This is a genomic window from Cysteiniphilum sp. GTC20157, assembly GCF_055396795.1.
The window spans coordinates 1,042,190-1,057,171 of record NZ_AP044698.1; the positions used below are offsets into that span (position 1 = coordinate 1,042,190).

13 protein-coding genes are annotated in these 14,982 nt (G+C 38.5%); 9 read left to right on the forward strand and 4 right to left on the reverse strand.

What is annotated here, in order from left to right:
* Window positions 1-16 precede the first annotated feature (16 nt).
* From ampD to ACZ5V8_RS04675, 3 genes are all read left to right on the forward strand, one after another.
* Entirely contained in the window at window positions 17-559 is a 543-nt protein-coding gene (gene ampD, locus ACZ5V8_RS04665; RefSeq protein WP_464218553.1) for a 1,6-anhydro-N-acetylmuramyl-L-alanine amidase AmpD, read from the forward strand.
* A 74-nt stretch (window positions 560-633) separates the two neighbouring features.
* Window positions 634-2,436 (forward strand): ABC transporter permease, encoded by a 1,803-nt coding sequence (locus tag ACZ5V8_RS04670; protein ID WP_464218554.1) that lies wholly within the window; start codon window positions 634-636, stop codon window positions 2,434-2,436.
* 107 nt (window positions 2,437-2,543) lie between these two features.
* Entirely contained in the window at window positions 2,544-3,878 is a 1,335-nt protein-coding gene (locus tag ACZ5V8_RS04675; RefSeq protein ID WP_464218555.1) for an ABC transporter ATP-binding protein, read from the forward strand.
* Between the two features lies 1 nt (window position 3,879).
* On the opposite strand, the gene ACZ5V8_RS04680 is transcribed toward ACZ5V8_RS04675, so the two are convergent.
* Entirely contained in the window at window positions 3,880-5,208 is a 1,329-nt protein-coding gene (locus tag ACZ5V8_RS04680; protein WP_464218556.1) for an NCS2 family permease, read from the reverse strand.
* Window positions 5,209-5,384: 176 nt separating this feature from the next.
* Here ACZ5V8_RS04680 and rpe point away from each other — a divergent pair, with 176 nt between their 5' ends.
* From rpe to ACZ5V8_RS04700, 4 genes are all read left to right on the forward strand, one after another.
* Window positions 5,385-6,044: a ribulose-phosphate 3-epimerase gene (rpe, locus tag ACZ5V8_RS04685; RefSeq protein ID WP_464218557.1), complete on the forward strand. Its 660-nt coding sequence runs from the start codon at window positions 5,385-5,387 to the stop codon at window positions 6,042-6,044.
* A gap of 489 nt (window positions 6,045-6,533) precedes the next feature.
* Entirely contained in the window at window positions 6,534-7,001 is a 468-nt protein-coding gene (gene speD, locus ACZ5V8_RS04690) for an adenosylmethionine decarboxylase (protein ID WP_464218558.1), read from the forward strand.
* A complete protein-coding gene (speE, locus tag ACZ5V8_RS04695) occupies window positions 7,001-7,852 on the forward strand; it encodes a polyamine aminopropyltransferase (protein WP_464218559.1) in 852 nt (283 codons plus the stop codon). Before speD ends, speE begins: the two co-directional genes overlap by 1 nt.
* Window positions 7,853-7,919: 67 nt before the next feature.
* Window positions 7,920-9,614 carry a type III PLP-dependent enzyme domain-containing protein gene (locus tag ACZ5V8_RS04700; protein WP_464218560.1) on the forward strand — a complete coding sequence of 565 codons (1,695 nt, stop codon included), beginning with the start codon at window positions 7,920-7,922 and terminating at the stop codon, window positions 9,612-9,614.
* 78 nt (window positions 9,615-9,692) lie between these two features.
* Here the strand turns inward: ACZ5V8_RS04700 and ACZ5V8_RS04705 are convergent, their stop codons facing one another.
* Window positions 9,693-9,974, reverse strand: a complete 282-nt coding sequence (locus ACZ5V8_RS04705) for a nucleotidyltransferase domain-containing protein (RefSeq protein ID WP_440615521.1) — start codon at window positions 9,972-9,974, stop codon at window positions 9,693-9,695.
* Between the two features lie 26 nt (window positions 9,975-10,000).
* On the reverse strand, window positions 10,001-10,414 hold the full coding sequence (locus ACZ5V8_RS04710; protein ID WP_440615520.1) for an HI0074 family nucleotidyltransferase substrate-binding subunit: 414 nt from the start codon (window positions 10,412-10,414) through the stop codon (window positions 10,001-10,003).
* A gap of 156 nt (window positions 10,415-10,570) precedes the next feature.
* On the opposite strand from ACZ5V8_RS04710, the gene ACZ5V8_RS04715 reads away from it, so the two are divergent.
* A complete protein-coding gene (locus tag ACZ5V8_RS04715; protein ID WP_464218561.1) occupies window positions 10,571-10,855 on the forward strand; it encodes a superinfection immunity protein in 285 nt (94 codons plus the stop codon).
* 13 nt (window positions 10,856-10,868) lie between these two features.
* A complete protein-coding gene (locus ACZ5V8_RS04720; protein WP_464218717.1) occupies window positions 10,869-13,082 on the forward strand; it encodes a UvrD-helicase domain-containing protein in 2,214 nt (737 codons plus the stop codon).
* On the opposite strand, the gene ACZ5V8_RS04725 is transcribed toward ACZ5V8_RS04720, so the two are convergent.
* Window positions 13,077-14,876, reverse strand: coding sequence for an aminopeptidase P family protein (locus tag ACZ5V8_RS04725; protein ID WP_464218562.1), 1,800 nt, complete (start codon window positions 14,874-14,876; stop codon window positions 13,077-13,079). The two genes, ACZ5V8_RS04720 and ACZ5V8_RS04725, sit on opposite strands and share 6 nt — an antisense overlap.
* Between the last annotated feature and the right edge of the window lie 106 nt (window positions 14,877-14,982).

The window sequence follows — 14,982 nt, forward strand, 5'->3', positions numbered from 1 at the left end:
TGATAAGGTAATAACAATGTTGCAATTAGATACCAGTGGCTGGCTAAATAAAGCCAAGATTATCAAATCACCTAATTATAATGTGCGCCCAGATAATATAGACATTGATTTACTGGTGATTCATTGTATTTCATTGCCAGAAGGGCAGTATGATAACCATTATGTTGAATCACTTTTTTTAAATGATTTGGATTGTAACTTAGATCCAAGCTTTAAAGATCTTAGAAACCTTAAAGTGTCAAGTCATTTTTATCTCACAAGGCAGGGTGATATTATCCAGTTTGTAGCAACTGAAAATCGCGCGTGGCATGCCGGAGCGAGTACTTATAAAGGTAAAAGTAATTGCAATGACTTCTCGATCGGTATTGAGCTGCAAGGCACTGATAAGACAGTTTTTACTAAAGGGCAATACATAAGCTTAATTGAGCTTACAAAAGCAATTATTAAAAGATACCCTGCAATTAAAGGTAATATTGTTGGTCATAGTGATATTGCGCCAACGCGCAAAACAGATCCAGGTAGTGGATTTGATTGGGTGCATTTTCGGGAATATATCTAATGGCTGATTGTTTCCTTTGTAAAGCGCTTCAGGTAGAATCTCATCCCATGATGGAAGGCTAAGACCTAATAACAATGAAAAAATCATTCTACAACATTCCTGCCACACGGCTTTTGCCAAGCAAGTGGGATATTTTCTCTTTATTTTTTGTACTTTCAATGGTGTTTGTTGTTGCTTGGGTATGTAGCTCGCTAGGTGGTAATGTTGATTACCGTAATCTTACTAGTGTGACACAATACGAGCATATCTCAATGGATCTGTGGAACCTACCAAGATACGCAGCTGATACCACGGTGCGTATGTTTATTGCATTGTTTTGCTCATTTATCTTTAGCTTTGTTATCGGTGCATGGGCCGCTAAAAGCAAGCGCGCTGAGAGCGTGATTATTCCAATTATTGATATTTTTCAATCAATTCCTATTTTGGGCTTTTTAGCCATTACCATCACTGGATTTTTAGCTATTTTTCCGTATTCGTTATGGGGTGCACAATTAGCAGTAATCTTTGGACTTTTTACCGCTCAAGCTTGGAATATGATGTTAAGCTTTTATCAATCACTTAAAACCATTCCTAAAGAGTTGCGTGAAGCGGCTGATATGTATCAATTATCAGGCTGGCAGCGTTTCTGGAAGCTTGAAGTACCCTTTTCAATGCCTGGTCTTATCTGGAATACGATGATGTCGATGTCGGCGAGTTGGTTTATGATTGTGGCATCGGAAAGTATTGTCGTTAATTTCTCAGCAACAACGTCAGCTGCAATTAACTTACCGGGAATTGGTACTTTTATCGATCAGGCAAATAATGAAAGGAATTTCACGGCAGTGATAGCCGCTATTGTTGTCATGCTGATTGTGATTGTGCTTTATGATCAACTGATCTTTCGTCCGATTGTTAAATGGTCTGAGAAGTTTGTCGTTAGTGATATGCAGCAAGAAACAGGGTCCAATTCATGGTTTTTAACGTTATTACAACGCTCAACAATCCTGCAAAGTTTTAGTCATTTTATGGCAGTACAAGCTAATCGATTGGTCAACATTTCCTATCTTAAAAAAGACCTAAGTAAAAACTATAATCAAGTCGATCATCAAAAGAATGAGCGTGAAAACTCGCGATTACAAGCGGCCATTTGGCAGCTGTGTGTGGCATTAAGTGTTGCTTTGTTTTTGTATTTATCTTGGCAATTTATTTATGGTAATAAAGAAGACCCCATCACCTTTGCTGAGACTGCTAAAGTCTTTGGCTATGGTGCATTAACCGCTTTGAGAGTTTTTGTGCTTATTATATTAGCTTCAATTATCTGGGTGCCAATTGGGATTTGGATTGGTTTAAGGCCAAAAGTTGCTGAGAAAGTGCAGCCTTATGCGCAGATTTTCGCTGCTTTCCCTGTGAATGTGCTATATGGGTTATTTGGAACAGTTGTTATTGCGTTTAATTTGAATTTTAATATCTGGTGTGTCTTGCTTATGGCATTAGGTACGCAATGGTATATCTTATTTAATGTGATTGCCGGTGCTTCTGCGATACCTTATGAGCTTAAAATGGCAGCTAAAAATATGCAGTTGAAAGGTATGGTAAAATGGTTTAAGTTTTTATTTCCTGCTGTGATGCCATTTTATGTGACAGGCGCGATTACTGCCGCGGGTGGTGCTTGGAACGCGAGTATTGTTTGTGAGTATATCAACTGGGGCAAAGACTCAGTGATTATGGCCTCAGGTATTGGTGCTTATATTTCTGAGCAATATAACGCGCCAGGAGATCACACCGCTAATATTGCCCTTGGTGTGGTTGTGATGTGTATTTTAGTTGTGCTGACCAATAAGCTCTTTTGGCGTAGATTATATAACTATGCTGAGAAGCGCTTTAGCATGAATATGTGAGTCATTATGCAAATATTATCAAGCTTAAAAACAAAAACAGAATAAATTAAAAAGATAAAAGAACAAAAAACAAAAAATTGAAAAAATAAAAACGGTGGGTAATTTTAATGGCAATTGAAGCAATCAGTAATATAAAACCAACCACAAATAAAATTATTTTAAATGTTGGCAAAGTTTCTAAAGCATTTAAAAAAGCAGATCGCCAAGATTTGGTCGTACTGGATCATGTTGATTTTTCGATGAAAGAGGGCGAGATTGTCGCCCTTTTGGGAAAATCAGGTTCAGGTAAATCAACACTTCTTAGGATTATTGCCGGATTAACAGCACCAACAACAGGTGAGGTGGCATATCGCGAGAAAAAAGTCTCAGGACCGGTACCTGATATCTCGATGGTCTTTCAAAGTTTCGCACTCATGCCGTGGTTGACTGTTTTGCAAAATGTAGAGCTAGGGCTTGAAGCACGCGATATAAATGCTAAAGAGCGCAAGGAAAAAGCGCTAAAAGCGATTGATATGATTGGTTTAGATGGATTTGAAAATGCCTATCCTAAAGAGCTTTCAGGCGGTATGCGTCAACGTGTTGGTTTTGCACGTGCTTTAGTGTTACAACCTGATCTTTTATTGATGGATGAACCTTTTTCAGCACTTGATGTGTTGACTGCTGAGAACTTGCGTGAGGATTTGCTTGAACTATGGGAAAAAAATGATGCGATGAAGGGCATTTTATATGTCACACATAACATTGAAGAAGCGGTATTAACAGCGGATAGGATTATTATTTTTGGGAGTAATCCTGGCTTTATTCGTGGTGAGTTGAAGGTTGACTTACCTCATCCGCGCAACTCAAATGATGAGGCGGTTGGAGATTTGATTGATGAAGTTTATCGAATGATGACAACGGCAGAAACACGTGAGTTAACAGAGCGTATGAATAAGCGCAAAGCCCTTAATATTGGTTATCGCTTACCGGATGCTGAAGTCTCTGAATTAACAGGTCTTTTAACTGAGATGGATGATCTTCAAGCCAGAGGATCAATTGACTTACCAGACTTGGCAGATCATGTGCGTTTGGATATTGATGATTTATTCCCGATTATTGAAACGCTATCTGTACTGCATTTGGCGAGTGTTTCTGACGGAGATATCACCATGACAGCTTTAGGTAAGCAGTTTATGAATGCTGATATTGAAGAGCGTAAAGTGGTATTTTCTAAATTGCTAGTGCAGCACATCCCATTAGCGCGCCATGTCGTTAAAGTATTAAAAGAGCGGCCCAATAAGAAAGCGCCTGAATCACGCTTCTTATCAGAGCTTGAGGATCATTTGAGTGATGATGAAGCAGCACGCGTATTTAATACATTTATTGGTTGGGCACGTTATGCTGAGATTATTGAATATGATGCGGCACTTGGCGTGTTAAGCCTTGATGAGACGAATACCTAACTTAGATCACTTTTAGTGAATTAAGCATGATTAAAAAACAACAGAAGGTGATTATTACTGGCATTGGCTTTAGTTGTTTACGATCTTGAACAAGTACGATCACAAACCAGCTAACCATACCCCAAACAATACCTTCTGATATTGACAAAGTCAGTGGCATAAGAATAATCGTCATAAAAGCAGGAATGGCTTGTGTTAAATCATCCCAATGAATCTGTTTAACAGAACACAGCATAAAGCTCCCGACAATCACAAGGGCAGGGGCGACAACAAAGATTGGTACCATCATGACTAAAGGCGCTAAGAAGAGGAAAGGCAAAAATAATATGCCGACCACGACCGCGACTAGTCCGGTGCGACCACCTACAGAGATGCCTGTGATTGATTCAACATAAACAGAAGTGGGTGAGCTACCCAAAAGACCAGAAGAGGCTGAAGCAAAAGAGTCTACGATTAGTGATCTTTTAATACGAATGGGTTGACCGTCTTTATCAAACCAGTTAGATGCTTGTGCTAAGCCAATTAACGTTCCCGTACTATCAAAAATATTAATAAACAAGAAGGTGAAAACCGCCGGAATAATAGCAACTTTAAAGCTACCCAACCAATCAATTGAGAAAAATAGCGAGAAGTCAGGCAGTGAAAATATGTGATCAGGCGTATGCATGATAATGTGATCACCAAAGAGACGTCCCACAGGAAAAGAGATAATACATCCTAAAATGATCATAAGTAAAATAGCCGCTTTAAAGCGATATGCTAAAAAGATAAGAAGTGCAAAAAAACAGATTAAGAATATGAGCGTTTCAGCGGTTAATGGTGCGATTTCCAATAAACCTGAAGGTGCTTGATGGATAAAGCCTGCATTATAAAAACCAACCAAAGCAATAAAAATGCCGATACCAGCGCCAATGCCGTGCTTCACTCCATCAGGGATCCCTGCAAGAATTTTGGTGCGGATATTAAAAAGAGCCAAAAGAGCAAAGATAACCCCCGACCAAAACACAGCACCTAATGCCACTTGCCAAGGGATGCCCCACGCTTTAACAATGGTATAGGTAAAAAATACGTTCATACCCATCGCCGGAGCTAGTGCATAAGGATTTCTCGCGTAAATGCCCATGGCAATAGAGGCAAAGGCTGAGATGATGACGGTGCTTGTTACTAAAGCATTTTCAGGCATACCTGCTTGTGAGAGAATTTTGGCATTAACGACAATAATGTAAAGCATTGCTAAGAAAGTTGTGACACCCGCGATAAGCTCAGTGCGTAGTGTGGTGTTATATTTAGTAAACTCAAAATAACGGCGTAAAAAATGTAAAAAATTCATAACGGATTAAAGCTTGATTCCCAAGCGCGCTATTGTAACATGAAATACAAAACATACTATTGTAAAATCTCATTGATTCAACACGCAAATTGCTTCAAATAAAGCGTAAGTATTTTGCGATGCTTTGAGGTACAATCTTACTCATTATTGCGTTGTTATAAGGAGTAATTATTAAAATGCATTTTCAAATTAATCCATCTATTTTATCAGCAAACCTTGCGCATTTAAGTGATGATGTTAGAAAAGTACTAAAAGCAGGCGCTGATAATATTCATTTTGATGTGATGGATAATCATTATGTCCCTAACTTAACATTTGGTTCAATGGTATTAAAGGCATTGCGCGATGATGGTATCAATGCTGGCATGGATGTGCATCTAATGGTTGAGCCCGTTGATTCGATGATTGAGGATTTTGCCAAAGCAGGCGCAACGAGTATTGTCTTTCACCCTGAGGCATCAAAGCATATCGATAGAAGTCTTGGTTTGATCAAGTCCTTTGGTATTGATGCAGGTCTTGCTTTAAATCCGGCAACGTCTGTCAATGTGTGTGAACATGTGCTTGAAAAGATTGATAGACTACTGATCATGACGGTGAATCCAGGGTTTGGCGGACAAAGTTTTATCGACGCGATGTATGATAAGATCAGCACAACAGCAAAATGGATTAAAGAATATAAAAGCGATATTTTGCTAGAAGTTGATGGTGGCGTAAAAGTCGATAATATTGCCAAAATCGCGCGTTGTGGTGCCAAGGCATTTGTCGCTGGATCTGCTATTTTTAATGGGCAAAACTATAAGGAAGTTATTGATAAAATGCGCCAACAATTAGGTTGAGTAATCCGTAGTGAAAATGGATGAAAAACCATTGATGAAAAAAATATTTTTTACCCTTTATTTTTTGATTGACCCGTAAAAAATTGGTTCTAATATTCGCACTTTCTGTCACCCTGAAGAATTAAGACCCGCCTTTTATTTTGGGGTGCCTGCGGTATTGTTGCCAATGGTTGTTTATTGGGTTTATAAAAAATGCAGTATGAGCACAACCTGTGTGAAATAGTATCTTGCAAATAATCTTTTTATTTTTTTAGCAAAAATATTTATTTACAGTGAAATAACTTGCTGTTACTTTATGCAAAATTTTTAGCAGTCTTGATTTCAAACACTGATTCAAACATGAATTCAGCGCTTGAAATTAAATACGTCTGACGAAGGTCAGACATTGTTTAATTGGCACAAAACGGGAGTTTACATGGCCTTTAGTGAGTAAGGCGCACATGAGTTGATTACTTAGCGTGCGCTTTAGAAATATACAGGAGAAACCTTATGTTTATAGAGACAACCCAGTCTACTGAGTTGCCAAATCTGGCAGCCGGCAATTTGCCAAAGCATCAAACCGCTCAAGATGCACTTCCCAAAGATCATTTTATTACCAAAGATGGTATGCGCTTTGCAGGCTATCATTTGATTGCTGATTTTTGGGGATGCAGTAGAATCAATGATCTTGATTTAATGGAGCAAGCAATGCGCGATGCAGTGATTGCAGCAGGTGCAACTTTATTGCATATTCATCTGCATCATTTTACGCCTAATGGAGGTGTTTCAGGTGTTGCGGTTTTAGCAGAGTCACATATTAGTGTGCACACATGGCCTGAGTTTGGCTTTGCGGCATTTGATATTTTTATGTGTGGTGATGCCAAACCCCATGAGGCGATTAAAGTGCTTAAATCAGCATTTAATCCGCAAAATGTTTTGGTTGATGAGTTACAGCGTGGCAATGAGGGATTGATCTGATGTCTCATGTATTTCAAGAGACCTTACATAAAGGCTATGGACAAAGTTTAGAGGTACAAAATGTATTGTTTGAGCATAATACATCGCATCAACATCTAATGATTTTTAACAATCCTCTGTTTGGGCGTGTAATGACATTAGATGGTGTCGTGCAAACAACTGAAGCAGATGAATTTATTTATCATGAAATGCTCGTACATGTGCCCATGTTTGCGCATGGTGGGATTAAGCGTGTCTTAATTATCGGTGGCGGTGATGGTGGCATGTTGCGTGAAGTATTGCATCATAAAACTGTTGAATCCATAACATTGGTTGAGATTGATCAAGCAGTGATTGAGATGTGTCAATGCTACTTCCCTATGCATTCACAGGGTGCTTTTGATGATAAACGTGTGAATATAGTCATTGACGATGGCGCTAAATTTATCGAGCAAACAATACAGAAATATGACTTGATTATTTGTGATAGCACGGACCCTATGGGGTGTGCTGAAGTTTTATTCCAGACACCATTTTATAGTGCATGTAAAGCAGCTTTAAATGATAAAGGGATTATGGTTACTCAAAATGGTGTGATGTATTTTCAACTTGAGCAATTGCGAAATACCAAGCAAAGTTTTGAAAAATTATACCAAGACTATACCTTTTATAAGGCAGCAGTGCCCACATATGTTGGTGGAGATATGGCATTCGGTTGGGGGACTGATGAGTTAAACCATCGAATGCAGACATTTGAAACATTGACGAAACGTTTTGACGAAAGTGGTATTAAAACGCGTTATTATACGCCTGAGCTTCATCTTGGCGCATTTGCATTACCACAGTACGTTATTGATGCATTGTGCGATTAATCACGCAATGAACTGTTAATATGACCTTTTTGGTTTACCAAAAAATTTTCATAGAAGGAGATTTTCTATGAGCAATATATTTTCATTTAACACACGTAACACATTTCAGCCTTACTTCAGTTATGATCAAAACAATCAGTTGTGTGTTCATTATGGTCAGAGCTTCACACAGTCGAAACCATTGACAGAAATCATTGATAAAGTACTAGAAAAGGGCGGCAATAAGCCTTGCGTGCTAAACTTTAAACATATCACCGAAGATAGGATGTTAAGCCTTTATCAAAGCTTTGCAAATGCAATGGCAAATTACCGTTATCAAGGTGCTTATCAGTTAGCGTATCCCATCAAAGTAAACCCTAATGCCGTGGTGATGGAAACCTTAAAAGAGTGCGCTTATAAACATGATTTACCTTTTAACTTTGAGGTTGGTAGCAAGTCTGAGTTATTAAGTGTGTTAGCACTTGCCGCGAAGGAAAATAATATCATTTGCAATGGCTTTAAAGACAAAGCGTTTTATGAGCTTGCCAATTTAGCTGGCAAGCTAGGTTACACGGTCATTATGGTGTTGGAAAATGTTGATGAGTTAGCAGTTGTTAAATCGCTAAGCTATGAATCGGTGATTTACTTTAAGTTGGGCTATCGCACAAAACCCTTTCATGAGGATTTGCATAGTGTTAAATTTGGTCTTAGCTTAAAAGATATTCATTCTGTCAATAATGAGCTAAAAGCACTTAATCTTAATGACAAAGTAGTGTTGCTGCATGGACATATCGGTTCACAGCTTAAGCAATTAAGTCAGGTTGAGAAGCATATTAATATGATGGTTTGCTTATATGGCAATCTATTAAATGACTGTGCAAATCTCACTATGATTGATTTAGGTGGTGGCTTAGGTATTGATTATGAAGACACCCAAAATCCACGTTTTCAATTGCCATATTATGCTGAAACGATTGTTAGAACGTTTAGCTATTTTATCGATCTTTTTCAACTACCACATCCGACGATTATTACTGAGTCAGGCAGAGCGGTCAGTGCGATGTCAAGTGTGTTAATCGTTTCACCTCTTTATCAAAAAGCAGAAAATGAAATCGTTACTCAAACAAGCTATGATGACGCTTTACAAGTAGGTTGGTTAAATGGTGAAATTGATTTAGCTGATTTAGTTGACAGCTCAAGTGTTAGCTATTTGGGTGATCACAATGCGCAAAAACTATGGCTTAACTTTTCGTTGTTTCAGTCCTTGCCAGATCACTGGGGGATTGGACAGCATTTCCCACTATTACCAGTAACACACTACTCAGAAGCGCAAACTATCGACTGCCAGTTATTTGATATCTCATGTGATGCTGATGGTGTTTTTAAAGGCAAAGAAGGCAATGATTATATTAACTTGCCATGCACTGAGATTAATGATCTTGCCTTTATGTTTGTTGGCGCTTATCAGGATATGCTCAGTAGCAAGCACAATATTATAGGGCGTACAACATCCGTTGAAATCGATTTTGATAGTTATGATAACTGTTTATTACATGTTGAGCAGGCTGAAGATTATCATGCGCTGTTGTGTCAGTATGGTCATAACCCATTGCAATTAAGCTCAAGATTACAACGTTTGGCTCACTTCCATTTAACGGAAGAGTTAACTGAGCATGAGCAAAGTCTGTTGGACAATATTCTTAGTGGTAATCCGTATTTGCAATCTACAAACTCAGATCAAGCCGTTTATAGTTATCAGCAACAAACATTAAAGGAAATATGAGATGAGTGATGACTTGATTTCATAGTCATCGACTTTTGGTATAGCTGTTTAAGTACGAATAGTGTGCCGTCACCAACCTTATCTAGGGACGGAATAGATAGTAATTCCTACATCATTGATATGCTTTAATAGTGCTTCCGAAGCAATTGTTTGATAATCAACAAGATCAACGAAATAGGGAATATTACTATTTTCAAATTGATCTTTAAGGTTGATCAATACTTTGAAGTTAATTTCTTTACCAAGAAGAGCGATATCAATATCTGATGCCTCTTTATAATTGCCCATAGCGCGTGAGCCAAATAAAACGGCTGTTTTAACCTCAGGGAATGAGGATAAAATAACATGAATACTGCGCATTTGATCTTTGCTTAACCCGCATTTTGTCATTGCTGTGACTCTAAGGTTTGATAAAGTTGTGTGACGAGCTTTAGATACTTATCAACAATAAATGTAAGCATTATCTTCGTGGTTGTTTCATCATAAGTATGACTTGCTAAGTTTCTAAGCTGAAGCGCTTCAAGCCAAAGCTCTCCTTGATCGATGATGTTTGACTGATACGCTTGACGTATCACCGTCTTTGGTGTGCTAACTTCCTGAAAACCTTCATTCTCAAGATAATCTTTTAATACTTTCCACGATAGCTCTATAATGATTTCAAAACCTTGAATTAGAGCCATTTGATAGGCTTCTGAATCTTGATGTTGCTGATATTCAGTTACTCGTCTTTGTAATACATGATAGGCTTTAGAGAAGTTCTCAAACCGTAACTTCCAACGAAGCGGTGGGGTTATTGTCATTGCAGTAAACGTGTTACTTTAGATTGGCAGTAAGCATAACAAGATTAAGCCAAAAAGACAGTAATAAGTAGATAAAAATACGATTGCTTTGGTTTTTACAAGCAATCTTTGTTATGATTTTGTCAGATAAAAAAAGACTAACTCTGGAATCTGTTCATGCGTATTTTTCTTAATTTGCTGTTTGTTGTTGCAGTCGTTATTGCTGTTTTGTTCTTTTTTCCGCTTTCAATGCTTGTGTTACTTGGCGTATTGCTATTGATGCTTTACTTTTTACCAAGCTATATTGCTTTTAAAAAGCAGCATCCGAGCGCCATTATCATCTTTATTGTTAACTTATTACTTGGTTTTACTTTTATTGTCTGGTTGATTTGCTTAATTTTAGCGATTGCCTATCAACCGCGTACGATCATTGTCGAAAAACATCATTATCACGGTGTGTAATGTGATGACAGTGATGCTTGATATGATCAAAATGCTGAATAAAGCGCAGCAAGAAGCCGTACTTTTAGCAAATGAAAATGCATTGATTTTAGCCGGCGCTGGCAGTGGTAAGACGCGTGTGTTAACGCATCGCATTGCCTATTTGTGTCAAGAGAGAAATATCTCGCCTTTGAATATATTGGCTGTGACCTTTACTAATAAAGCGGCGCGTGAGATGCGCGGTAGGGTTGAAGAGCTTCTGGGTTTTTCAACGGTTGGTATGTGGATTGGTACATTTCACGGCATAGCACACAGATTATTGCGCCAACACGCACAAGAGATTGGATTTGATCGACGCTTTAAAGTACTCGATCAAGATGATCAATTACAAGTCATTAAAAAAGTCATTCAAAGTTTAAATTTAGATGAGAAATATTATCCACCTAAGTATTTTCAGGGTTTTATTAATGGTAAAAAAGATGAAGGAATGCGCGCGATTGATTTGCCAACAGCTGAGTTTGATAGCGAAGTGGTTAAAATATACCAAGCTTATGAAGCACGTTTAAAGGCAGATAATGCGTTAGATTTTGCTGATTTGCTACTATACGCGTATGAGTTGTTTAAACACAATGAAGTGCTTCGCAGCTATTATCAAAAGCGCTTTCAGTACGTATTGGTTGATGAGTTTCAAGATACCAATAGTGTGCAATATAAATGGTTGATGTGTCTTAAATCAGACAATAACGTTTTTATGGCGGTTGGTGATGATGATCAATCCATTTATGGTTGGCGCGGTGCAAAAGTTGAAAACATCGAACATTATTTAGCAGATTTATCACCCGTCAAAGTCGTGCGTTTGGAGCAAAATTATCGCTCCACACAGCTGATTTTAGATGCGGCTAATGCCGTTATTGCCAATAATAACAAACGCATGGGCAAGATGTTGTGGTCTGAAGCTGAAAAAGGTGAGCCGATAGCACTTTATGAGGCGTTTAATGAGCGTGATGAGGCGGATTATATTGCCGATAAAATTGATGATTTGCATCATAATCAATCCATTCCCTTGGCTGATATTGCTATATTGTATCGCTCTAATGCGCAATCACGTGTGATCGAGGAGGCATTACTTAAGCGTGGATTGTCATATCGCATTTATGGGGGCTTGCGCTTTTTTGATCGCGCAGAGATCAAAGATGCACTGTCTTACATGCGTTTAATTGCTTTGCGCGCCGATAACTTAGCCTTTGAGCGGGTGATTAATCTACCAACGCGCGGCATTGGTAATAAAACCTTAGAAAGTATCCGTGAATATGCCAGAGCAAATGATTTGTCATTATGGCACGCGACATTACAGATGATTGAAATAAAAGCGTTTAGTAGCCGCGCCTCTCAAGCACTACAGCGATTTATTGATTTGATTGAAGATATGTCTGCATTGAAAGATGCATTGACTTTAGGGCAGTTAATGCATCACGTGCTTGATGCCAGTGGTTTAATGTTAATGCATCAGGAATCAAAAGCTGAGAAGGCACAACAAAAGCATGAAAACTTAAAAGAGTTAGTCAATGCAGCTAATGAGTTTATTCCGCCTGTGGAGGATGTTGCTGATGAGGATTTACTGGTTGAGTTTTTAAGTTTTGCCGTGCTTGAGTCTGGGGAGATGCAAGCTGAAGATAATATGGATGCAGTACAATTAATGACGCTGCATACGGCAAAAGGTCTTGAGTTCCCTTATGTATTTATGACCGGGCTTGAAGATGGCTTGTTCCCATCATCGCGCTCGATTGAGGTGCGTGAGAAATTAGCTGAAGAAAGGCGACTTTGTTATGTTGGTATCACGCGCGCAATGCGTTATCTTACTTTAAGCTTTAGTAAAGTGCGCCATCAATATGGGGATGTTAATTATCAGATTAAGTCGCGGTTTTTGGATGAGATTCCAGATGAGTATATTCAGTATGTCCGACAGCAGATGAAAAATATACAATCGTCAAAAATGGAAAAAACTAAAAAAATTAAAAAAACTAAAAAAACAAGTTTTGGCATGTCGCCTTTTGAGTTTATGCAAATTCAAAGTGTAAATACCAATGCCTTTAAATCAGGTGATTGTGTTGTTCATCCAAAGTTTGGTATAGGCGTTGTTCTAAAAACTGAAGGGCAGGGTGATGATCTATGTTATCACATCGATTTTCAAGCTGGAGGTGGCAAAAAGGTATTACTTGCCAATATGGCAAAGTTGTCAAAGTTATAATGCCTTAGTTTGGGCAATTAACCATGCTTTAATCGCCTCATCACTGATCATTGGCAGAATTTCTTTTTCCACACGCAAGTGGTAACTGTTGATCTGCTTAATCTCATCATTAGTCAAAAGTGCAGTGTCAATCAAATTGCGCGCATAAGGCACGAGTGTTAGATCTTCAAAGCAATAAAAATCGCCAAAATCATGGTGTGCTTGCTCGCGCATCGGTTTAACAAAACATAAGTTTTCAATACGAATACCAAATTGATGAGGGAAATAAACTCCTGGCTCATTACTTACAATCATGCCAGATTCAAGTGGTTGATTGCTAAAGGCTGGAGAAATACGCTGTGGTCCTTCATGCACACATAGGAAGCTGCCAACACCGTGACCTGTACCATGTCCATAGTTTAACTGTTGTTGCCATAATGGCTGGCGGGCAAGTGTGTCTAGCTGCTCGCCACGCGTGCCTTTAGGAAAGCTTGCATTTTGGATTGCCAAGTGTCCCTTAAGCACTAATGTGTAATAGTATTTATGTTCCGATGTTGGGTTGCCTAGATGGAATACACGAGTGATATCTGTTGTACCTTCCAAATACTGTCCACCTGAATCTAGTAAGTAAAGGTTGTTATTATCAATGACTTTAGAAGTCTGAGCAGATGAGCGATAGTGGATAATTGCGCCATTTGAGGCAAAGCCGCTAATGGTATCAAAACTCGCACCTTTGAAATTAGGCTGTTTTTGACGGAATTTCAATAGCATATCTTGCGCTTTAAGCTCATCAACGCCTTCATGCCAGTGATTTTCAAGCCAATGAATAAATTCGATCATCGCAATAGCATCTTTTTTATGCGCATACTTGCTGCCATCAATTTCAGTGATGTTTTTACATGCCTTTGCAAGTGCGATAGGTGATGGTGCAAAATGCGCAAGATGATCGTTACATTCGATATTTAAGTTTTGTAAGATGGCATAATTTGCCGTGTTGGGGTCAATCCAGATTTTGCCTTGAAGCTTTGATAATTGCGGATAAAACGCATCATAACGCATGATACTAACTCCTTGAGTCTCAAGAATAGACTTAACCTCATTACTCAATTTGGTTTCATCAACAAAAAACTCACAGCGATCTTTATAAAGGATCACGTAACTAATCACTAGCGGGTTAAAATCAATATCATTGCCACGAATATTGAGTAACCATGCAATTTCGTCAAGCATGCTAACAACTAGCGCATCAACTTTGTTCTTGTGCATAAGTGCACGCATTTCTTTAAGCTTCGTCGTGGTATCTTTGCCACTGAAATGATCTTTTTGTAAAAACACATTGCTATGTGGCAATGTGCTTTGATCTTTTAGGGTGACGCGAGCTTGATCGATTAAATTTTCTTGATCAAAGATGCACTTACCTTCAAGTGAGTGCATAACTTCCTCAAGCTGTTTAGCGCGTTTAATCGATACGGTAGTTGGGTCAATAGCGATGCTTTTGCCATAGGCATTGTCTCTTAGCCAATTCTCTAATTCGGAAGCAAAACCTTGTTGTTTTTGTAAGCTATAAATACTGCTATCAAGCTGCGCTTCAGCTTGTAAAAAATAACGCCCATCGGTCCAAAGAAAGGCATTATCTTGACCAATTAACGCCTCACCGGCACTGCCATCAAACGCGCTTATCCAAGGACGGCGCTGCCAAGCTTTGGGTAAATACTCGTTATTATGTGCATCTGTTGAAGGGGCTAGATAAAAATCATATTGTTTTTGCTGCATTAATTGACGTAGTGTTTGAATTTTTGTGGAGATCTCCAGCATGAAATTTTCCTTATTGCTTATTTCATAAGTTATGGTTATTTAATCGTAGATAGTTGCTATAGACAATAAAATTTAAATTTTTTCATTGAAAAAGCGCTAACAACAC

What these genes read in the sequence shown, in the direction of transcription:
- ACZ5V8_RS04700 (WP_464218560.1), top strand. Translation starts at nt 7,920, where the DNA reads ATGAGCAATATATTTTCATTTAACACACGTAACACATTTCAGCCTTAC.
- speE (WP_464218559.1), top strand. Translation starts at nt 7,001, where the DNA reads ATGTCTCATGTATTTCAAGAGACCTTACATAAAGGCTATGGACAAAGT.
- ACZ5V8_RS04705 (WP_440615521.1), bottom strand. Translation starts at nt 9,974, where the DNA reads ATGCGCAGTATTCATGTTATTTTATCCTCATTCCCTGAGGTTAAAACA.
- ACZ5V8_RS04715 (WP_464218561.1), top strand. Translation starts at nt 10,571, where the DNA reads ATGCGTATTTTTCTTAATTTGCTGTTTGTTGTTGCAGTCGTTATTGCT.
- ACZ5V8_RS04710 (WP_440615520.1), bottom strand. Translation starts at nt 10,414, where the DNA reads ATGACAATAACCCCACCGCTTCGTTGGAAGTTACGGTTTGAGAACTTC.
- speD (WP_464218558.1), top strand. Translation starts at nt 6,534, where the DNA reads ATGTTTATAGAGACAACCCAGTCTACTGAGTTGCCAAATCTGGCAGCC.
- ACZ5V8_RS04680 (WP_464218556.1), bottom strand. Translation starts at nt 5,208, where the DNA reads ATGAATTTTTTACATTTTTTACGCCGTTATTTTGAGTTTACTAAATAT.
- ACZ5V8_RS04720 (WP_464218717.1), top strand. Translation starts at nt 10,869, where the DNA reads ATGCTTGATATGATCAAAATGCTGAATAAAGCGCAGCAAGAAGCCGTA.
- ACZ5V8_RS04725 (WP_464218562.1), bottom strand. Translation starts at nt 14,876, where the DNA reads ATGCTGGAGATCTCCACAAAAATTCAAACACTACGTCAATTAATGCAG.
- ACZ5V8_RS04670 (WP_464218554.1), top strand. Translation starts at nt 634, where the DNA reads ATGAAAAAATCATTCTACAACATTCCTGCCACACGGCTTTTGCCAAGC.
- rpe (WP_464218557.1), top strand. Translation starts at nt 5,385, where the DNA reads ATGCATTTTCAAATTAATCCATCTATTTTATCAGCAAACCTTGCGCAT.
- ACZ5V8_RS04675 (WP_464218555.1), top strand. Translation starts at nt 2,544, where the DNA reads ATGGCAATTGAAGCAATCAGTAATATAAAACCAACCACAAATAAAATT.
- ampD (WP_464218553.1), top strand. Translation starts at nt 17, where the DNA reads ATGTTGCAATTAGATACCAGTGGCTGGCTAAATAAAGCCAAGATTATC.